Origin of the sequence: Marinobacterium zhoushanense (assembly GCF_014641945.1) — a bacterium.
GTDB classification, from domain to species: Bacteria; Pseudomonadota; Gammaproteobacteria; order Pseudomonadales; family Balneatricaceae; genus Marinobacterium_D; species Marinobacterium_D zhoushanense.
The window spans coordinates 96,472-113,690 of record NZ_BMIJ01000009.1 but is presented as its reverse complement, the minus strand read 5'-3'; the positions used below and the strand labels follow the sequence as shown (position 1 = coordinate 113,690).

General features: G+C 61.5%; 15 protein-coding genes. 6 read left to right on the top strand and 9 right to left on the bottom strand.

Features of this window, described 5'->3' with window-relative positions; translation table 11 throughout:
* Positions 1-128: 128 nt before the first annotated feature.
* The 3 genes from pyk to gshA all read left to right on the top strand — a co-directional run bounded on the left by pyk (position 129) and on the right by gshA (position 5,516).
* Positions 129-1,565 carry a pyruvate kinase gene (pyk, locus tag IEX40_RS20020; protein ID WP_188751621.1) on the top strand — a complete coding sequence of 479 codons (1,437 nt, stop codon included), beginning with the start codon at positions 129-131 and terminating at the stop codon, positions 1,563-1,565.
* 41 nt (positions 1,566-1,606) lie between these two features.
* Positions 1,607-3,874 (top strand): Tex family protein, encoded by a 2,268-nt coding sequence (locus tag IEX40_RS20015; protein WP_188751619.1) that lies wholly within the window; start codon positions 1,607-1,609, stop codon positions 3,872-3,874.
* Positions 3,875-3,950: 76 nt separating this feature from the next.
* Positions 3,951-5,516, top strand: a complete 1,566-nt coding sequence (gene gshA, locus IEX40_RS20010) for a glutamate--cysteine ligase (protein WP_188751617.1) — start codon at positions 3,951-3,953, stop codon at positions 5,514-5,516.
* Positions 5,517-5,568: 52 nt separating this feature from the next.
* Here gshA and IEX40_RS20005 read toward each other — a convergent pair whose 3' ends face one another.
* Positions 5,569-5,973: a flagellar basal body-associated FliL family protein gene (locus IEX40_RS20005; RefSeq protein ID WP_188751615.1), complete on the bottom strand. Its 405-nt coding sequence runs from the start codon at positions 5,971-5,973 to the stop codon at positions 5,569-5,571.
* 140 nt (positions 5,974-6,113) lie between these two features.
* Here IEX40_RS20005 and rsd point away from each other — a divergent pair, with 140 nt between their 5' ends.
* Together rsd and IEX40_RS19995 are read left to right on the top strand one after the other, a co-directional pair.
* Positions 6,114-6,587: a sigma D regulator gene (rsd, locus tag IEX40_RS20000; protein WP_188751613.1), complete on the top strand. Its 474-nt coding sequence runs from the start codon at positions 6,114-6,116 to the stop codon at positions 6,585-6,587.
* The gene (locus IEX40_RS19995) at positions 6,584-7,555 is read left to right on the top strand and encodes a WD40 repeat domain-containing protein (protein WP_188751611.1); all 972 of its coding nucleotides are present in this window, start codon (positions 6,584-6,586) and stop codon (positions 7,553-7,555) included. Before rsd ends, IEX40_RS19995 begins: the two co-directional genes overlap by 4 nt.
* Positions 7,556-7,687: 132 nt before the next feature.
* Here the strand turns inward: IEX40_RS19995 and IEX40_RS19990 are convergent, their stop codons facing one another.
* On the bottom strand, positions 7,688-8,404 hold the full coding sequence (locus IEX40_RS19990) for an FKBP-type peptidyl-prolyl cis-trans isomerase (RefSeq protein WP_188751609.1): 717 nt from the start codon (positions 8,402-8,404) through the stop codon (positions 7,688-7,690).
* A 60-nt stretch (positions 8,405-8,464) separates the two neighbouring features.
* Positions 8,465-8,965 (bottom strand): TIGR02444 family protein, encoded by a 501-nt coding sequence (locus IEX40_RS19985; RefSeq protein ID WP_188751607.1) that lies wholly within the window; start codon positions 8,963-8,965, stop codon positions 8,465-8,467.
* Positions 8,966-9,041: 76 nt separating this feature from the next.
* Here IEX40_RS19985 and IEX40_RS19980 point away from each other — a divergent pair, with 76 nt between their 5' ends.
* Positions 9,042-10,961, top strand: a complete 1,920-nt coding sequence (locus IEX40_RS19980) for an ATP-binding cassette domain-containing protein (RefSeq protein ID WP_188751605.1) — start codon at positions 9,042-9,044, stop codon at positions 10,959-10,961.
* A gap of 26 nt (positions 10,962-10,987) precedes the next feature.
* On the opposite strand, the gene IEX40_RS19975 is transcribed toward IEX40_RS19980, so the two are convergent.
* The 6 genes from IEX40_RS19975 to IEX40_RS19950 all read right to left on the bottom strand — a co-directional run bounded on the left by IEX40_RS19975 (position 10,988) and on the right by IEX40_RS19950 (position 17,212).
* Complete coding sequence (locus IEX40_RS19975) at positions 10,988-12,319, bottom strand: HDOD domain-containing protein (RefSeq protein WP_229680861.1); 1,332 nt, start codon at positions 12,317-12,319, stop codon at positions 10,988-10,990.
* Positions 12,320-12,474: 155 nt separating this feature from the next.
* Positions 12,475-14,598 carry a RelA/SpoT family protein gene (locus tag IEX40_RS19970; protein ID WP_188751767.1) on the bottom strand — a complete coding sequence of 708 codons (2,124 nt, stop codon included), beginning with the start codon at positions 14,596-14,598 and terminating at the stop codon, positions 12,475-12,477.
* A 99-nt stretch (positions 14,599-14,697) separates the two neighbouring features.
* Positions 14,698-14,910 carry a DNA-directed RNA polymerase subunit omega gene (gene rpoZ / locus IEX40_RS19965; protein ID WP_188751596.1) on the bottom strand — a complete coding sequence of 71 codons (213 nt, stop codon included), beginning with the start codon at positions 14,908-14,910 and terminating at the stop codon, positions 14,698-14,700.
* A gap of 58 nt (positions 14,911-14,968) precedes the next feature.
* On the bottom strand, positions 14,969-15,592 hold the full coding sequence (gene gmk / locus IEX40_RS19960; RefSeq protein ID WP_188751594.1) for a guanylate kinase: 624 nt from the start codon (positions 15,590-15,592) through the stop codon (positions 14,969-14,971).
* A gap of 91 nt (positions 15,593-15,683) precedes the next feature.
* Positions 15,684-16,172 carry an Lrp/AsnC family transcriptional regulator gene (locus tag IEX40_RS19955; protein WP_188751593.1) on the bottom strand — a complete coding sequence of 163 codons (489 nt, stop codon included), beginning with the start codon at positions 16,170-16,172 and terminating at the stop codon, positions 15,684-15,686.
* 44 nt (positions 16,173-16,216) lie between these two features.
* Positions 16,217-17,212, bottom strand: coding sequence for a cyclodeaminase (locus IEX40_RS19950; RefSeq protein ID WP_229680860.1), 996 nt, complete (start codon positions 17,210-17,212; stop codon positions 16,217-16,219).
* Positions 17,213-17,219: the final 7 nt, after the last annotated feature.

Here is a 17,219-nt window from a genome sequence, read left to right as displayed (position 1 = left end):
AGTAGCGCATTCAATAGCTAGTAGCGCAATCTATAGAAAGTGCCGTGACTTGAAATTGAAAAGGCTCAATTTTACTTTAGTCACGCCAAGCCGAATAGGCGATTCTCCCTCCAAGCAGAGACCGACCCATGCAGAAACGTACCAAGATCGTAGCCACCCTGGGACCCGCCACCGACAAACCCGGCGTGCTGGAGCAGCTTATCCAGGCCGGCGTCAACACCGTGCGTCTGAACTTCTCCCACGGCAGTGCCGACGATCATCGCCAGCGCGTCCAGGCTGTACGCGACGCCAGCCAGAAACTGGGCATCTCGGTCGCAACACTGGGCGATCTGCAGGGGCCTAAAATCCGTATCGCCCGCTTTGCGCAGGGGCCGATCGAGCTCAACATCGGTGACCGCTTCACCCTCGATGCCGCGCTCGACACCAATGCCGGCGATCAGCACGCGGTCGGGATCGACTATAAGGCGCTGCCACAGGATTGTGTCACTGGCGACATCCTGCTGCTCGACGATGGCCGAGTACAGCTGCGTGTCACCGCTATCGAGGACAGCCGAATCCATACCGAAGTCACCATCGGCGGCAAGCTGTCCAACAACAAGGGAATTAACCGCCAGGGCGGCGGTCTGTCGGCGGCGGCACTGACCGACAAGGACAAGGCCGACATCAAGGTCGCGGCCGAGCTGGAGCTGGACTACGTCGCGGTTTCCTTCCCCCGCTCCGGTGCCGATCTGGAGCAGGCGCGACAGCTGCTGGATGCCGCCGGCAGCCGGGCAGAGATCATCGCCAAGGTGGAGCGCGCTGAAACCGTGGCCACGCCGGAAGCCCTGGATGAGATCATCCTCGCCTGTGACGGCGTCATGGTCGCCCGCGGCGACCTGGGCGTAGAGATCGGTGACGCCGAGTTGATCGGCGTGCAGAAACATATCATCCGCCGCGCCCGCGAGCTGAACCGCGTGGTGATTACCGCGACCCAGATGATGGAAACGATGATCACCAGCCCGATGCCCACCCGAGCCGAAGTGTTCGACGTGGCCAACGCCATTCTGGACGGTACCGACGCGGTGATGCTGTCGGCCGAAACCGCCGCCGGCAGCTACCCGGTGGAGGTGGTGGAAGCGATGACCCGCATCTGCCAGGGTGCCGAGAAACACCAGCTGTCACGTCCGGCGCCGACCCAGCCGGATACCCCCTGCACCAGCACCGACGAATCGATCGCGCGCTCGGCGATGTACACCGCCAACAGCCTGCCCACGGTGAGGGCGATCATCTGCCTGACCGAGTCCGGCTCCACACCGTTGTGGATGTCCCGTATCCGCTCCGGACTGCCGATCTACGCTCTGACCCGCAACGAGCAGACCATGCGCCGTGTCGCCCTCTATCGCGGCGTCGAGCCGATGTTCTTCGATGCCACCGCGGTCAGCGAGCAAGAGCTCAACCGCGAACTGCTGGCGGTGCTGGTCGCCGCCGACAAGATCGCCAGCGGCGACACCGTACTGCTGACCCGTGGCCAGCAGCTCGGAGTCCACGGCGGCACCAACTCTCTGCAGATCATCCAGGTGCCCTGAGCGGGGCGCCTCCGCAAGTACTCTGAGGACAACCACTGCCGATGCAGATTGAACAACGACTGGCCGCCGACCTGGGTGTCGACGCGGCCCGGGTGCGCGCCGCCGTCGCGCTACTCGACGAGGGAGCCAGCGTGCCCTTTATCGCCCGTTACCGTAAGGAGGCGACCGGCGCTCTGGATGACACCCAGCTGCGTGAACTGCATGCCCGCTTGGGCCAGCTTCGTGAGCTGGAGAACCGCCGCGATACGATCCTGCGTCAGCTCGGTGACAGCGGCCAGCTCAGCGACGAGCTGAGAAACAGCCTGCTTGCCGCTGACAGTCGCGCCCGGCTGGAAGATCTCTACGCCCCCTATCGTCCGAAGCGGCGCAACAAGGCGCAGGAGGCACGTGAGGCCGGTCTGGCCCCGTTGGCCGATGCATTGCTGAGTAACCCGGCGCAAAACCCGGAAACCGCCGCCCGTGCCTATATTGCGCCGGACAAGGGGGTCAACGATGTCGACTCCGCTCTGGACGGTGTCCGTCATATCCTGATCGAACAGCTGTCCGAGGCCGCCGACCTGGTGGCATCGCTGCGCAAGGCGCTCTGGCAGCAGGGGCTTTTGCACACCCGTGCCGCGCGCGGCAAGGCAGACCCGGACAGCAAGTTCCGCGACTACTTCGACTACGCTGAGCCGATCGCCCGTATCCCCTCCCATCGCGCCCTGGCCCTGCTGCGTGGCGAACAGGAGGGGATCATAAAATATAAGCTGGTGCTGCCCGAGGGCCAGGAGAACCTGGGCCTGGAGCTGATCCAGCGCCACTGGCGGCTGCGGCCGCACAGCCTTTCCGCGTGGATGCAAGCAACGCTGGAGCAGTGCTGGAGCCGCAAACTGCAGCCGCAACTGGAGAACGAGCTGGTCAAGCGTCTGCGCGAGCAGGCGGAAACCGCCGCCATCGAGGTGTTCGCCCGCAATCTGCACGATCTGCTGCTGGCCTCCCCTGCCGGCGCCCGGGTGACGCTGGGACTGGATCCGGGCCTGCGCACCGGCGTCAAGGTGGCGGTGATCGACCGCACCGGCCGACTGCTTGAGCATACCGCGATCTATCCCCATGCGCCGCGCAACCAGTGGGACCAGTCGCTGGCAACCCTGGCCCAGCTGTGCCGTCGTCATCAGGTTGAGCTGATCGCCATCGGCAACGGCACCGCCTCAAGGGAAACCGAGCAGCTGGCCAAAGAGCTCGCCGGCCGCGAGACCGGCTTGAAGTTGCAGCCGGTGCTGGTCAGCGAAGCGGGGGCGTCGGTCTACTCCGCGTCCGAGTTGGCCGCGCAGGAGTTTCCCGACCTGGACGTCAGCATTCGCGGTGCGGTGTCGATCGCCCGTCGTCTGCAGGACCCTCTTGCGGAGCTGGTCAAGATCGATCCACGCTCGATCGGAGTCGGCCAGTACCAGCACGACGTGGACCAACAGCAGCTCGCCAACTCGCTGGAAGGGGTGGTCGAGACCTGCGTCAACCATGTCGGCGTCGACCTCAATACCGCCTCCAGCGCCCTGCTACGCCATGTATCCGGGCTCAATGCGGGCCTGGCCGACAGCATTATCGCCTGGCGCGACGAATATGGCGCCTTCCGCAACCGCCAGCAACTGCTCAAGGTCAAGCGCCTGGGCCCCAAGGCGTTCGAACTCTGCGCCGGTTTTCTGCGCATCCGCGATGGCGAGGAGCCGCTGGACAACTCCGCGGTCCATCCCGAGTCCTACCCGCTGGTGAAGCAGATCGCAGCGGCCGCAGGCCTAGATCAGCGTCAACTGCTGAACCAGCCGGAGCGATTGCGCCAACTCGATCCGGGCCGGTTTGTCAGCGAGCGCTTTGGGCGCTATACCGTCAGTGATGTATTCACCGAACTGGAAAAACCCGGCCGGGATCCACGCCCCGAGTTCCGCTCCGTGCAATACCAAGAGGGGGTGTCCACCCTGGCCGACCTGAGCCCGGGTATGCGTCTGGAGGGCGTGGTCACCAACGTCACCCAGTTCGGCGCATTTGTCGATATCGGTGTACATCAGGATGGCCTGGTGCATATCTCCGAGCTGGCCGACCGTTTCGTCAAGGACCCACACGAGGTGGTGACCAGCGGCCAGATTGTCGAGGTGCGGGTACTGGAGGTCGATGAACGACGCAAACGGATAAGTCTGAGCATGAAACAGCAGGACAATACGCAGAGGCAAGCTGAAAACAAAAACAGCAAACCCTCGCCGCGCCCACAACCGGCACCAACCCGCGAGGGCAGCCTGGGTGAGCGTCTGCGTGCGGCGGGCATCAAGCCCAAGCGATAGGCATCGGAGCATGGCCCTGCAATGGCCGGCGGCTGTATAATCCCCGGCCTTAATACCACTAACAGGAATCTGACCAGTGCTGGCAACCCTGGAAAAACATCTGGACCTCCTGGTCGCCAACGGCCAGGCCAAGCTACTGACCCAGCTCAACCACGGGATCGAAAAGGAGGGGCTCCGGGTCGATCCCCAGGGCCATCTGGCGCAGACCGATCATCCGCGCGCGCTGGGTTCGGCACTGACTCACCCGCAGATTACCACCGACTATTCCGAAGCGCTGCTCGAGTTCATCACCCCGGTCTGCGATTCCCCGGCACAGGCGCTGGAACAGCTGGCGAACCTGCACCGTTATTGCTTCGATAATCTGGGCGCAGAAGAGCTCTGGGCGGCCAGCATGCCCTGCGATATCGCCTCAGAGGCACAGATCCGTATCGCCGAGTATGGCCGCTCCAACGTGGGCCAGCTCAAGCACATCTACCGCGTCGGGCTCGAGCACCGCTACGGCAAGATGATGCAGACCATCGCCGGCATCCACTACAACTTCTCCCTGCCCGAGACCTTCTGGCCGGTGTATCAGAGTCTGATCGGCGAAGCCGGCGACAGCAACGCCTTTCAGTCGGCCGGGTATTTCAAGCTGATCCGCAACTTCCGCCGCTACAGCTGGCTGCTGCTCTATCTGTTCGGCGCCTCGCCGGCGCTGGCCGCCAGCTTCATGCAGGGGCGCCAGCATCAGCTGGAGCAGATGGGGCAGCATACGCTCTACCTGCCCTATGCAACCTCTCTGCGCATGAGCGACCTGGGCTACTCAAACCGTGCCCAGTCGACGTTGAACATCTGCTTCAACCATCTGAATACCTATGCCAACTCGCTGAGCCAGGCGATCCGCACGCCTCACCCTGCCTATGAGCAGATCGGCGTACTGACCGACGGCCGCTACAAACAGCTCAACACCAATCTGCTGCAGATCGAGAATGAGTACTACAGCGATATCCGCCCGAAACGGGTTACCCGTTCCGGTGAAAAGCCGGTACAGGCGTTGATTGCCAGAGGCGTGGAGTATGTCGAGGTCCGCAACACCGACATCAACCCGTTGCTGCCGCTCGGCATCGATCTGGAGCAGGCCCGCTTTATGGATGCATTCCTGCTCACCTGCCTGCTCTGTTCAGACGAGTTGGTCAGCGATCGCGAGTGCGAACGGATCGCCGTTAACCATCAACGAATCGTCAATCGCGGCCGTGAACCCGGCCTGACCCTGTTCTGCGAACAGGGCGAGCACAGCGTTGCCGAACGCGGCCGGATCATTCTCAACCAGGTTCGCCGTACCGCGGAGGTTCTGGATAGCGTCGCGTCCAGCAGCGAGTACTGCCGTGCGGTGGATGCTCAGTACGCCAAACTGCAGGAACCGGACCTCACGCCATCGGCACAGGTGCTGTCCGCGATTCGCGAGCATGGAGAGGGTTATGCGTCCTGGGTATTGGCGCAAAGCCGCCGTCACCGCAGCACGCTGAGTGCCGAGCCGCTGTCGCAAGCCCAGCAGCTTAGGTTTAAGGAGGTATCGGCCCGCTCGCTGCAGGAGCAGACCGAGATCGAAGCCGGCGACAGCCTGGATTTCGATCAGTATCTGGCGCAATACCTGGCCCAGTAGTCGAACTCAGGGAGTCTACGGGCTCCCTGCTTACTGGGCTCTTACTGCCCTCTTATTGAACTACGAGGCTGGTGAAAAAGAGATCGGTAACAAAAGACTCGCCCGTCTCTTCACGCAGCATGTCCTGAATCAGGTTCAACGCTTCGCCGGCCAGCACCTGCTGCGCGGCGACCGTCCCCACGCTCTCCTCGGTCTGAGCACTGAACAGAAACACCAGGTCGTTGCGGATCTGTGCCATATGGGCATTGACCGCATGATGCGCATCGGACGAGTCCACCTGAATGGTCACCTCCGCCTTGAGAAAACGCAGGTTATCGGCACTGCCGAAGTTGGTCACGAACGGCTTGAGCTCGATATAGCTTATGTAGTCCGACTTACCGTCGCCCTCGGCCGCCCAGAGCGCGGGGGATACCAGGCTAGACATGATTGCAACAACCAGAGACAGCACTCTGAGCATTCGTTCTCCCCTTTGATGCTAACGTCAAGCGTCCGAGTATAGCGACTCGGACCGGCAACCGATAGCGCCACTCCAGGGCGGTTGCACCGGAATTGGGCTTGGCATTACTATTGATCCACACTAATAGGGGAGGATGCGCCATGCTGGAAAAATGCCGCGATGCGAAAGAGCGCTGGGGCGGTGTCAGCGACATCATCGACCACTGGCTGGAACAGCGCCAACAGTTGATCAGGACCCTGTTTTCGCTATCGGACTGTGAGATAGGCGAGCAGCTCAACTCGCAGCTGACACTGTTCTGCGATCAGTTGATGGACTACCTCTCATCAGGCCATTTCGAAGTTTACGAGCAGTTGCTACGTGAAGGCAGTGAGTTCAACGACGGCAGCGTCGATAAGGTGCAGGACCTGTTCCCGAAAATCCAGCCGACCACCGACACGGCATTGGATTTCAACGATAAGTACGGGGCTTTCGAGGCCCCGACACTGCGTGATATCCGTGATTTCGCCATGGACCTGTCGCAGTTGGGCGAGGTGCTTGAAGATCGTTTCGAGCTCGAAGACCAGCTGATCGAAATCCTTCACAACGCACACCGTCCGGTGGCGAAAGAGGCGTGAGCAGAGCGTCTCTGGCGCTGATCGCCGCGCTGCTGCTGACCGCTTGCAGCAGCGGCGATGAACCCGCAAGCTCTCACGTCTACACCAGCCAGGGCGTTTACAGCGCCACCCTGTCGCAAGACAGCCACTACGCGATTCTGGGCTCCAATCGCCACGGCGGCAGCCTGTGGGATGTCCAGCGCCATGAGCGGCTGTACGACTGGAACCACCGACAGGGTGAATACACCAATATCGTCGACTCAAAGTTCTCACCGGACAACCGTTTTGCCGTCACCGCCGGTAGCCTGGACCTGGTATTGTGGAACACCGGAAGCGGACAGCCGATCTGGTATTGGAGCGCGCCGTCAGAGATCCTCTCGGTGGCACTCTCGCCCGGCGGCGACTTCGCGCTGCTCGGCCTCGCCAATCACCAGGCGGTCTATTTCGATATCAAGAATGGTGGCATCCGGCGCAGCCTGCTGCACCCGGCACGGATTCGCAGCGTGGCCCTCGATGGCAGCGCCAGCCTTGCCCTGACCGGTGCCGACGACTACAAGGTACGTCTGTGGAGTATGGCCACCGGCGAAGAGCTGCACAGCCTTGCTTTCGGCAACACCGTGGATACCGTAGCCCTGTCCAATGACGGTCGCTTCGCCTTCAGCTCAGCCACACTGGATCTGGCCTACATCTGGGACACCCTCAGCGGCGAGATAATGCACACCCTTAGCGGTGACGAAGCGTTATGGAAACGCCGGGTCAGCTATATCAGCGCGCGCTTCTCCGCAGACGGCCAACAGCTGCTGACCGGCACCGCCTCGGGTATGGTGCAGCTGTGGAATGTCGGCACTGGCAAGGAGTTGCGCAGCTGGCGCATCGACAAACGCGAGGCATATGGCCCGACCAGCACCGGAGTGGAAGCGGTCGGTTTCGGCAATGATGGTCGCTACTACGCGATCGGCACCAATGGTCTGCTTAACGTCCTGCGCTAACACCCTATGGTATACAGTTTCGCCCGCCGGGGCCCATAAGCCTGCGCGGATAGACAGCGCGGATAGACAGCCCCGCCGATAAACAGAAACGGCCGCTAGGCGGCCGTTTTCAAAGCGGTGGGCAGGCTTGGCTTACTCAGACTTGGCTTCGCCTTCGGCGGCCGGGTTAATCTCCAGCAACTCAACCTCGAACACCAAGGTCTCATTGGGGCCGATGGCGTTACCCATGCCGCCGGGACCGTAGGCCAGATCAGCCGGGATCACCAGGCGTGCCTTGCCGCCCTCTTTCATCAGCTGCAGCCCTTCGGTCCAGCCCGGAATCACGCCATTAAGTGGGAAGGAGACAGGCTGATTGCGCGAGTAGGAGCTGTCGAACTCGGTACCGTCGATCAGCTCGCCGCGATAGTGAACCTTAACCGTATCGGACTCACTCGGGCTCTTGCCGCTACCGGCGGTGAGCTCTTCGTACTGCAAGCCGGAATCGGTGGTTTTGACACCTTTCTTCTTGCCATTATCCGCCATGTATTTCTCGCCGGCGGCCTTGTTGTCATCGGCTATCTTAGCGAAGGCAGCACGCTGCTCCTCCATCTTGCGCTGCTGGAACGCCTGCATGACGCCACCGATCTGCTCCTCGTTCAGCAGAGGCTCCTTACCGGAATAGACGGTTTCGATGCCATCGCGAAAGGACTCGATATCCAGATTTTCGACATCCATCTTCAGTTTCTGGCCGAGGATCAGCCCCAAGCTGTAGCTCAGTTTTTGCTCATCGGTGGTCAACTCCTCGGCCTGCAGCGCCGGTGCTGACAACAGAGCGCCTGAGAGGGCTACAGCGAGTATGGTCTTTTTCATTCTCGATTCCTTAACGATTGAACGCATGTGCAGTGTTAGTCGGTCATTAAACGTGAAAGTTCATCCGCTGACCAGAGGATCGGCCAAGGCCGCGTTGATCAGCACGGCTACCTGGTCATCAAATCGGCGCAGATCGTCTACCCCAGACTCGACCAACACCAGCTCCAGATTAGCTCTTGCCAACGCCTCTCCGGCCGCCGCACTGGGCAGAGCCAGCGCCGACAACCCCTCCCACAGCAGCATCAGCTCGACCTGCTCGCACGCCAGTTCAGCCTTGCGCAATGCGCTGTAGCAGGGCTCCAGCTCCGCACGCTCGCCTTTACGGGTACGGACCCGGTAACGCAGCGCGCGTAGCGGGTAGGTAATCTCCCGCTGCCAATCCAGTGCCTCGCCAGCCAACAGCTCCGGCACCAGCCGCCTGCCTTGCTGTGCCAGGTAACAGGCCATCAGCAACCGGTTGATACTGCACCCGGCCCGCTGCAACTGCAACGCTGCCGTCTCGACACCGGGCAGTGCGTAAAGACGCAGAGCAGTCTGCCAGAGTGGGTTGTTCAGCGACACAGGCTCTCCATTATCTGCGCAGTTCGAGCCGCAGGTACTGGCGCTAGCCCGGGCTGGCGCTGTACTATTCGCGGCCATGATTCAGATCCAGAACCTAAGCTTACATCGCGGTGCACTGCCCCTGCTAGAGCGGGCCAACCTGACCCTGCATGCGGGTTGGAAAGTGGGCATCGTCGGCAACAATGGCGTCGGCAAATCGAGCCTGTTCAAACTGCTGCTCGGTCAGCTCCAGGCCGACGCCGGTGAACTGTCGCTACCGGCAGGGCTGTCGATCGCCCATATGGCGCAGGAGGTCAGCTCCACCGAGTGCTCGGCGCTGGAATACATTCTTGATGGCGACGCTCGCCTGCGCCAGATCCAGGCACAGCTGGCGGAGGCCGAAGCCCAGCACCTGGCCGGCCGGATAGGCGAACTGCACGCCGAGCTGGAAGCGATCGACGGCTATCGGGCCGAATCCCGCGCCCACCTGCTGCTCGATGGCCTGGGCTTCATGCCCGGCGATGCCGAGCGACCGGTAAACAGCTTCTCCGGCGGCTGGCGCATCCGCCTGAACCTGGCTCAGGCGCTGATGTGCCGCTCCGACCTGCTGCTGCTCGACGAGCCGACCAACCACCTGGATCTGGATGCCACCATCTGGCTCGAGCAGTGGCTTCGCCTCTACCCAGGCACCCTGCTGCTGATCTCCCACGACCGTGACTTCATCGACTCTGTGGTCGGCCATGTGGTGCATATGCACAACCGCTCGCTGGACCTGTACAAGGGCAACTACAGCGCGTTCGAGCGTATGCGCGCCGAGAAACTGTCGCAACAGCAGGCTGCCTACGACAAGCAGCAGGCGCGTATCGAGCAGATCGAGAGCTTCGTGCGCCGGTTCAAGGCAAAAGCGTCCAAGGCGAAGCAGGCGCAAAGCCGGATCAAGGAGCTGGAGCGGATGGAGCAGCTATCGCCTGCCCATATCGACAGTCCGTTCAGCTTCCAGTTCGACTGTTCCGACAAGGTCTCCTCGCCGCTGCTGACCCTGTACGATGCCGATCTGGGTTACCCCCATCGCACCGTGCTGCACGATATCGCGCTGACGTTGACGCCGGGCGAGCGGATTGGCCTGCTCGGTCACAACGGTGCCGGCAAGTCGACGCTGATCAAGAGCCTGGTCGGCGACCTGGCCCTGTGTCGCGGCGAGCGCCATGAGAGCGAACACCTGGCGATCGGCTACTTCGCCCAGCACCAGCTTGAAGCGCTGGATCTGGACGCATCTCCGCTGTTGCACCTGCAACGTATATCACCGAAGAGTTCCGACCAGGAGCTGCGTAACTTCCTCGGCAGCTTCGGTTTCATCGGCGACCAGGCGCTGGATCCGGTGAAGACCTTCTCCGGCGGTGAAAAAGCGCGGGTGGCCCTGGCCCTGATCGCCTGGCGTAAGCCCAATCTGCTGTTACTCGACGAACCCACCAACCATTTGGATCTGGAGGTACGTCACGCACTTACATTGGCCCTGCAATCTTTTGACGGCGCACTGATCCTGGTCTCGCACGATCGCCACCTGATCCGCAATACCGTCGATCAGTTTCTGCTGGTGGCCGATGGCAAGGTGGAGGAGTTCAAGGGTGACCTGGATGACTACCACCAGTGGCTTAGCCAACAGCGGCGTCAGCAGGAGGCCCCCTCATCCGAACTCCGAGACAATCGTTCGCTGAGCGCCGCCGAGCGCAAGGAGCAGAAACGGCGCGAAGCGGACAATCGCGCGCGCTTACGTCCGTTACGCAAGACGGTAGAGAAGCTCGAGAAGGAGCTGGAAGGGGTTAACGCTGCGCTGACCGAAGTGGAGGCCCAGCTGGCCGACCCGGTCCTTTACGACGACAGCCAGAAGCTGCAACTCAAGCAGTTGCTGGCGGAACAGGCCAAGCTGGTGCAGCAGCAGCAAACACTGGAAGAGTCCTGGCTCGAGCAGCTGGAAGCACTGGAGCAGCTGGAAGCAGAGCTGAGCGACGCCGGCTAAGCGCTCAGCTCCGGATATGGATCAGATTAGGCACGCGCCCGACTCAGGGTGCGCGTCAGCTCGTTGAGGTCGTCCTGATAGCCGAGCAGCTCCTTGATGGCATCGTCGGCCTGCTCCAGGCTCAGCCCCAGACTTTCGCACAGCTCAGGATCCAGGCTGAATATCGGCCCGTCGGCCAGCCCCTCGCGACGCAGCAGCTGTTTGCTCAGCTGCAGCAGACACGCATAGGTTGAGCACTCGCCCTCGGGCTCCTCACACTGCTGCTGGCGGATCGCCGAATAGACCTCGTCCGGCAGGTTCCAGCTCTCCAGCAACCAGCCGCCGATCTGATCCCGTGTCACATTCAGCACCTGCTGCTCGATCAGCACCGGCTCCAGATGGGGGTTAGCTTCGACATAGCGTGACAAGATCGCCAGTTGGGGCTGAAACAGGTGGCCCAAGACCAGATAACCGAAGTTGTGCAGCAAGCCGACCAGATAGGCCAACCCCACCTTCGGCCGCTTATCCAACGGCAGCTTGCGCGCGAGTTTCTCGCACAGCGTCGCGGTATAGATCGACTGCTGCCAATAGGGGGTTGAGCCCCGGGGCATCTCCTCCGGCACTTTCAGTACCTGCCCCATGGCGATACCCAGTGCCAGATTGACCACCAGATCGAAGCCAAGCACGCGGATGATCGCTTCATCGATCGAGTTGACCTTGCCCGGTGCTGCGTAATAGGGGGAGACCGCCCAGCTCATCACCTGTGCCGACAGACTGGGATCCAGACGCACCACCGGTACCAGTTGATCCACACCCGCATCCGGGTCGGAGCGCAACATGATGATCTTCTGTGTGGTCGGTGCCAGCGCCGGCAGGCCCAGGGTATCTTCCAGCCGCTGCTGGACCCTCAACGCCGTGAAACGCTCGACGGCGCGCGTGATGGCGACCACATCCTCACCACCTCCCGGCCGTTTGCGCATGCGTCCATATTCCGGCGTTACCGCGATAGTACCGAACTGGACCTGCTGATCCTCAGCCACCCCATATGGCCATACGAACGTCAGCCCGCTGGTCAATTCACAGAGCAGCAACTGCGCACGTCCCTCAAGGGCGGCGTCGATAACCAGCGGAAAGCTCTGCATCAGCCGCTGCTGCCCCTGTTCGCTCTGCAGCCCCTGCTGCGCGAAAAAACGCTCGGCGTCTTCGCCACGAACCGCCTGCAGCTTACGTCCGGTCAGCGTCCACAGCGCCGCCAGATTGAGCATGGATGACACCGGCAGCAGTACCAGCATCTTGCCCTGTGCATCATGCAACAGCACCAGTCTTACTGAACTCTCTTGAGTAGAACCCGATTCGGGACACTGTACGCCAACCGACACTGACTCTCTCCGTTTCGTCCGATGATTCAACCAGCCCTGCCGGACCGCCCATACGTTATGATGCGTCTAGAGTATATGAAAGCACTGCAAAAGGCAGTAATAACACTGTGAATTCAGGGAGTTTAGACCATTATCGGCCCAATGGGGTGGTGGGACTACTGCCGGTTGATACGATTGACCGCGACCTGGCGGCGCAGCTCCTTGATCACCTGGGCCAGGTGGACGCGGTTATACACGGTCAGCTCCATCTGCACCCTATTCAGCTGACCGTCACGCTCGCCGGAATCGATCTTCAGCAGGTTGGCTCCGGCCGATGCCACCGCCATCGCCAGCTGGGCAATCATGCCGCGCTGGGACTCCACCTCGAGCACCAGCGCCACCGGATACTCCTCGTCACCGCTGCCGGACCACTCCAGGTAGATACACTTCTGCGGATCCTCTTTCATGTAACCGATATTGCGGCAATCGGTGCGATGCACCACGAGCCCGCGTCCGGTGCTGATATGACCGATGATGCTGTCGCCGGGGATCGGATGGCAACATTTGGCATACTGGAGCACGGTGCCTTCCGCGCCCTGGATCGCCATCGGCTTACGTGACGAACTCGAACCGGTGCTGTCGCTGTCCACATCGACCGGCTGCTCCGCGCGCAGGCGTCGAGCCACTACGTAGGCCATGCGGTTACCCATGCCGATATCCTCGAGCAGCGCATCCGTATCGGCCAGGCCAGTCTCCTTGAGCAGAGCCTCGAGCTTGACCGCATCCACCTCGTCGACGCTGGAGCCGTAGTTGGACATGAACTGGTTGAGCAGACGCCGGCCCAGCTCGATCGATTCATGCCGCTGCTGATTCTTCAGGAAGTGGCGGATGCTGGAGCGAGCCTTACCGGTGACCACGAAGTTCAGCCAGGCCATATTGGGCTGGGCGCGGGGTGTGGTGATGATCTCGACGGTCTGCCCGCTCTCCAGCGCTTCGGACAGCGGTGCCAAACGGCGGTTGATGCGGCAGGAGACACAGGAGTTGCCGATATCGGTGTGCACGGCGTAGGCGAAATCCACCGGCGTGGCACCGCGCGGCAGTTCCAGAATCCGCCCCTTGGGCGTAAACAGGTACACCTCATCCGGAAACAGATCCTTCTTCACATGATCGATGAACTCCATCGAATCACCGGCGCGGCGCTGCATCTCCAGCAACCCCTGCACCCATTTGCGCGCCCGGTTATAGGAGCCCACGGCGCTATCGGAGTCACCGTAGACTTTGTAGTGACTGTGCTCGGCAATCCCCTGGCTGGCCACGGCATCCATCTCGCGGGTGCGGATCTGCACCTCGATGGTTACCCGCGAACCGAACAGTGCGGTGTGCAGGGACTGGTAACCGTTGGCCTTGGGAATCGCAATATAGTCTTTGAACCGCCCCGGTAGCGGCTTGTACAGGTTGTGCACGGCGCCGAGTATACGGTAACAGTCATCCACCGACTCGGTGACGATGCGGAAGCCGAACACGTCCATGATCTCGCTGAACGACTTCTTCTGGCTCTTCATCTTGCGGTAGATGCTGTACAGGTGCTTCTCTCTGCCGGTAACGATCCCCGGCAGATGCTCCTGGTCGAGACGGCCCTGAATCGCCTGCTCGATCTGGGTGATGATGTCGCGGCGCTGACCTCGCGCCTTGACCACGGCGCGGCGAATATACTTGGCGCGCATCGGGTAGAACGCCTGGAACGCCAGGTCCTCCAGCTCCACCTGCAGATCGCGCATGCCCAAACGCGCCGCGATCGGGGCGTAGATATCCAGGGTTTCGCGGGCGATTCGGCGCTGCTTGTCCGGGCGCATGGCGCCCAGTGTACGCATGTTGTGCAGACGGTCGGCCAGTTTGACCAGGATGACGCGGATATCCTCCGCCATGGCCAGCACCATCTTCTGGAAGTTCTCCGCCTGGGCTTCCGCCTTGGTTTCAAACTCGAGATGGGTCAGCTTGGAGACGCCGTCGACAATATCGGCCACCGGCCGGCCGAACTGCGACTCTATCCCCTCGTAGCTGATCTCGGTGTCTTCGATCACATCATGCAACATCGCCGCCATCAGGCTTTGATGGTCCATGTGCATCTCGGAGAGGACCCCGGCTACGGCAAGGGGGTGGGTTACGTAGGGTTCACCGCTCTTGCGGCGCTGACCGTCATGGGCCTGTTCGGCGTAGAAATAGGCACGACGCACCTGCCGGATCTGCGTCAGATCCAGATATTCGGTCAGATGTTCAGAAAGGGCGTCGATTGTCGGCATCATTCCCCAGGCTCCACGTGTTACACCTGCGCCAGCCTATGCTGGCTGCAGTCTAACCCCTAAGGAAGATGATGCCGTATCCGGACAGAAAGGAAAAGATCAGGTGTCTTCGCGCTCGTCGAGCACGGTGCGGTCAACCAGACCTTCAGCGATCTCGCGCAGGGCGACCACGGTCGGCTTGTCGTTTTCCCACTCGACCTTGGCGTCCTTACCTCCCACAGCCAGCTGACGCGCGCGGCGGGATGCCACCATCACCAGCTCGAAGCGGTTATCAAGGTTATCCAGGCAATCTTCAACTGTTACACGTGCCATTGCAGTCCTCGGCGGGAAATTAGGTCTAAATGAAAAGACTGGGTAGTGTACGGCCCGATCAAACCTTAGACAAGAGGGCGGCCAGCAACGCCTCATGGCGCTGTTGCTGCAACCTCTGGGTCAGGCGTGCGCTGCGGAACAGCGACGCGAGATCGGCCAGCGCAGTTTCGAAGTCGTCGTTGACGATCAGATAATCGAACTCGCCATAGTGACTTATCTCCGAGACGGTCTTGGACAGGCGGCGCTGAATCACCTCTTCGGTATCGGTACCGCGCCCACGCAGTCTCCGCTCCAGCACCTCACGACTCGGCGGCAGGATAAACACCGAACGCGCCTCCGGCATCAACCGGCGCACCTGCTCGGCGCCCTGCCAATCGATCTCCAGAATGACGTCGAGCCCCCTTTTCAGCTGCTCCTGAACCCAAACCTGGGAGGTGCCGTACTTGTTGCCAAACACTTCGGCATACTCCAGAAATTGACCATTTTCGATTTTGGCCTCGAACTGTTCCGGGGTAACGAAGTTGTAATCCACACCCTCGATCTCCCCCTCACGACGCGGGCGCGTGGTGTGGGACACCGACACGACCACCTGCGAATCGCGTTCGAGCAGCGCCTTGACCAGACTGGTTTTGCCCGCCCCCGATGGAGCGGAGACGATATAGAGGTGTCCGAGCTGTTTCATTGGGTTGTGCCGAGTGTTGTTAGCAGAGGCGGCATTCTAGCAGAAAGCCCTTAGGGATGTTATCGACGCAAGGCTGTGCCAGAGACCGGATTCATCCCTTCAACTCGGCCAGCAGGCTATACGGAATCGCCGCGCTCTCCTTGACCCGCTTGGTCACGATATAGGTGTAGTAGCGCTTGAGGCCGATGTCGGCATTGAGCAGACGATCGACGAAGCGCTGGTAATCATCGATGGAGGGGGCAACCACCTTGAGCAGATAATCGATCCCCCCGCCCAGGGCCCAGCACTCCAACACCTCCGGTCGTGCCTGCATCTCGCGTTCGAAACGGCTGAAATCGAGCGCCTGGTGGCTGGCCAGCTCCGCCTGCATGAACACAATGGTGCGGTGACTGATCATCGACCAGTCCACCCGCGCGCCGTAGCCCTCGATCACGCCGAGCTTCTCCAGATGCTGTAGACGCTCCCAACAGGGAGTCGGCGACAGGTTGACCCGTCGCGCCAGCTCGGTCTTGGTGATGCGCCCCTCCCGCTGCAGGATCGACAGCATCTGAATATCACGATCATCCAGTTTTACCCTCATACCAGGCTCAACCGCTCTCCTTTTACCAAGCTAGGTCACAAGATTCATTTACTGTGGATCGATGTGCCCAACCCATTGCGCAGGGCCAGGCTCAGGGCATGATCGGCGATCACGGTATCCTGCACACCGGTACCGGTCAGGTCACAGACGCTGATCTGATCCTCGGCACTGCGCCCCGGATGCTGACCGGCACAAAGCGCCGACAACTCCGGCAGCGCGATACTCGCGCTCAGTACGCCGGTGGATACCGCCGTGCGCAACTCGCCCCGCTCCAGTGACTGACTGAGGCGATCGACGATCAGAATATCGGCATCCGCCAGCACCTGAGGTGCAATCTCGTTCTTCAATGGCGAATCGGAGCCCATCGCGGTGATATGCAGACCGGGATGCAGCCACTCTGCCCGGATCAACGGTTGCCGTGCCGGTGTCGTAGTGATCACCACCTGCGACTCCTGCACCAGCATCTCCACACTGTCGGCCACCGAGACCGGCAGCTTCAGACTGCGCGACTGCTCGGCTGCATACTCCGCCGCCTTGTCCGCATCGCGCCCCCAGACCAGCAGGCGCTCGATGCTGCGCTCCAGCAGCAGCGCCTCGACCTGTAACCGGGCCTGCACGCCGGTACCGATCACCCCGGCGGTGTGCACCTGCTGCGGCGCCAGATAGCGCGCAGCAACGCCGCCGGCGGCGGCGGTGCGCAGATCGGTCAGGTAACCGTTGTCGAGCAGCACCGCGGTGACCATGCCGGTGTCGGCGCTGAGCAGCACCATCAGACCGTTCAGGCTGGCCAGCCCCTTGGCCGGATTGTCGAAAAATCCGGGGCTGACCTTGATTGCGAAGTTATCCACACCCGGCACCCAGGCGGTCTTGATATCCACCTCGCCATTGACCGCCGGTAGATCCATGCTCAGCACCGGCGGCATCACCACGCCCGGCTCGGCCAGCCGGGCAAAGGCATCGGCGATCACATCGTTCAGCTCGGCGCTCAGCGCTACGCACTGGCGCAGCTCTGATTCGGTCAGAATCTTGATCTCGGCCATGATCACT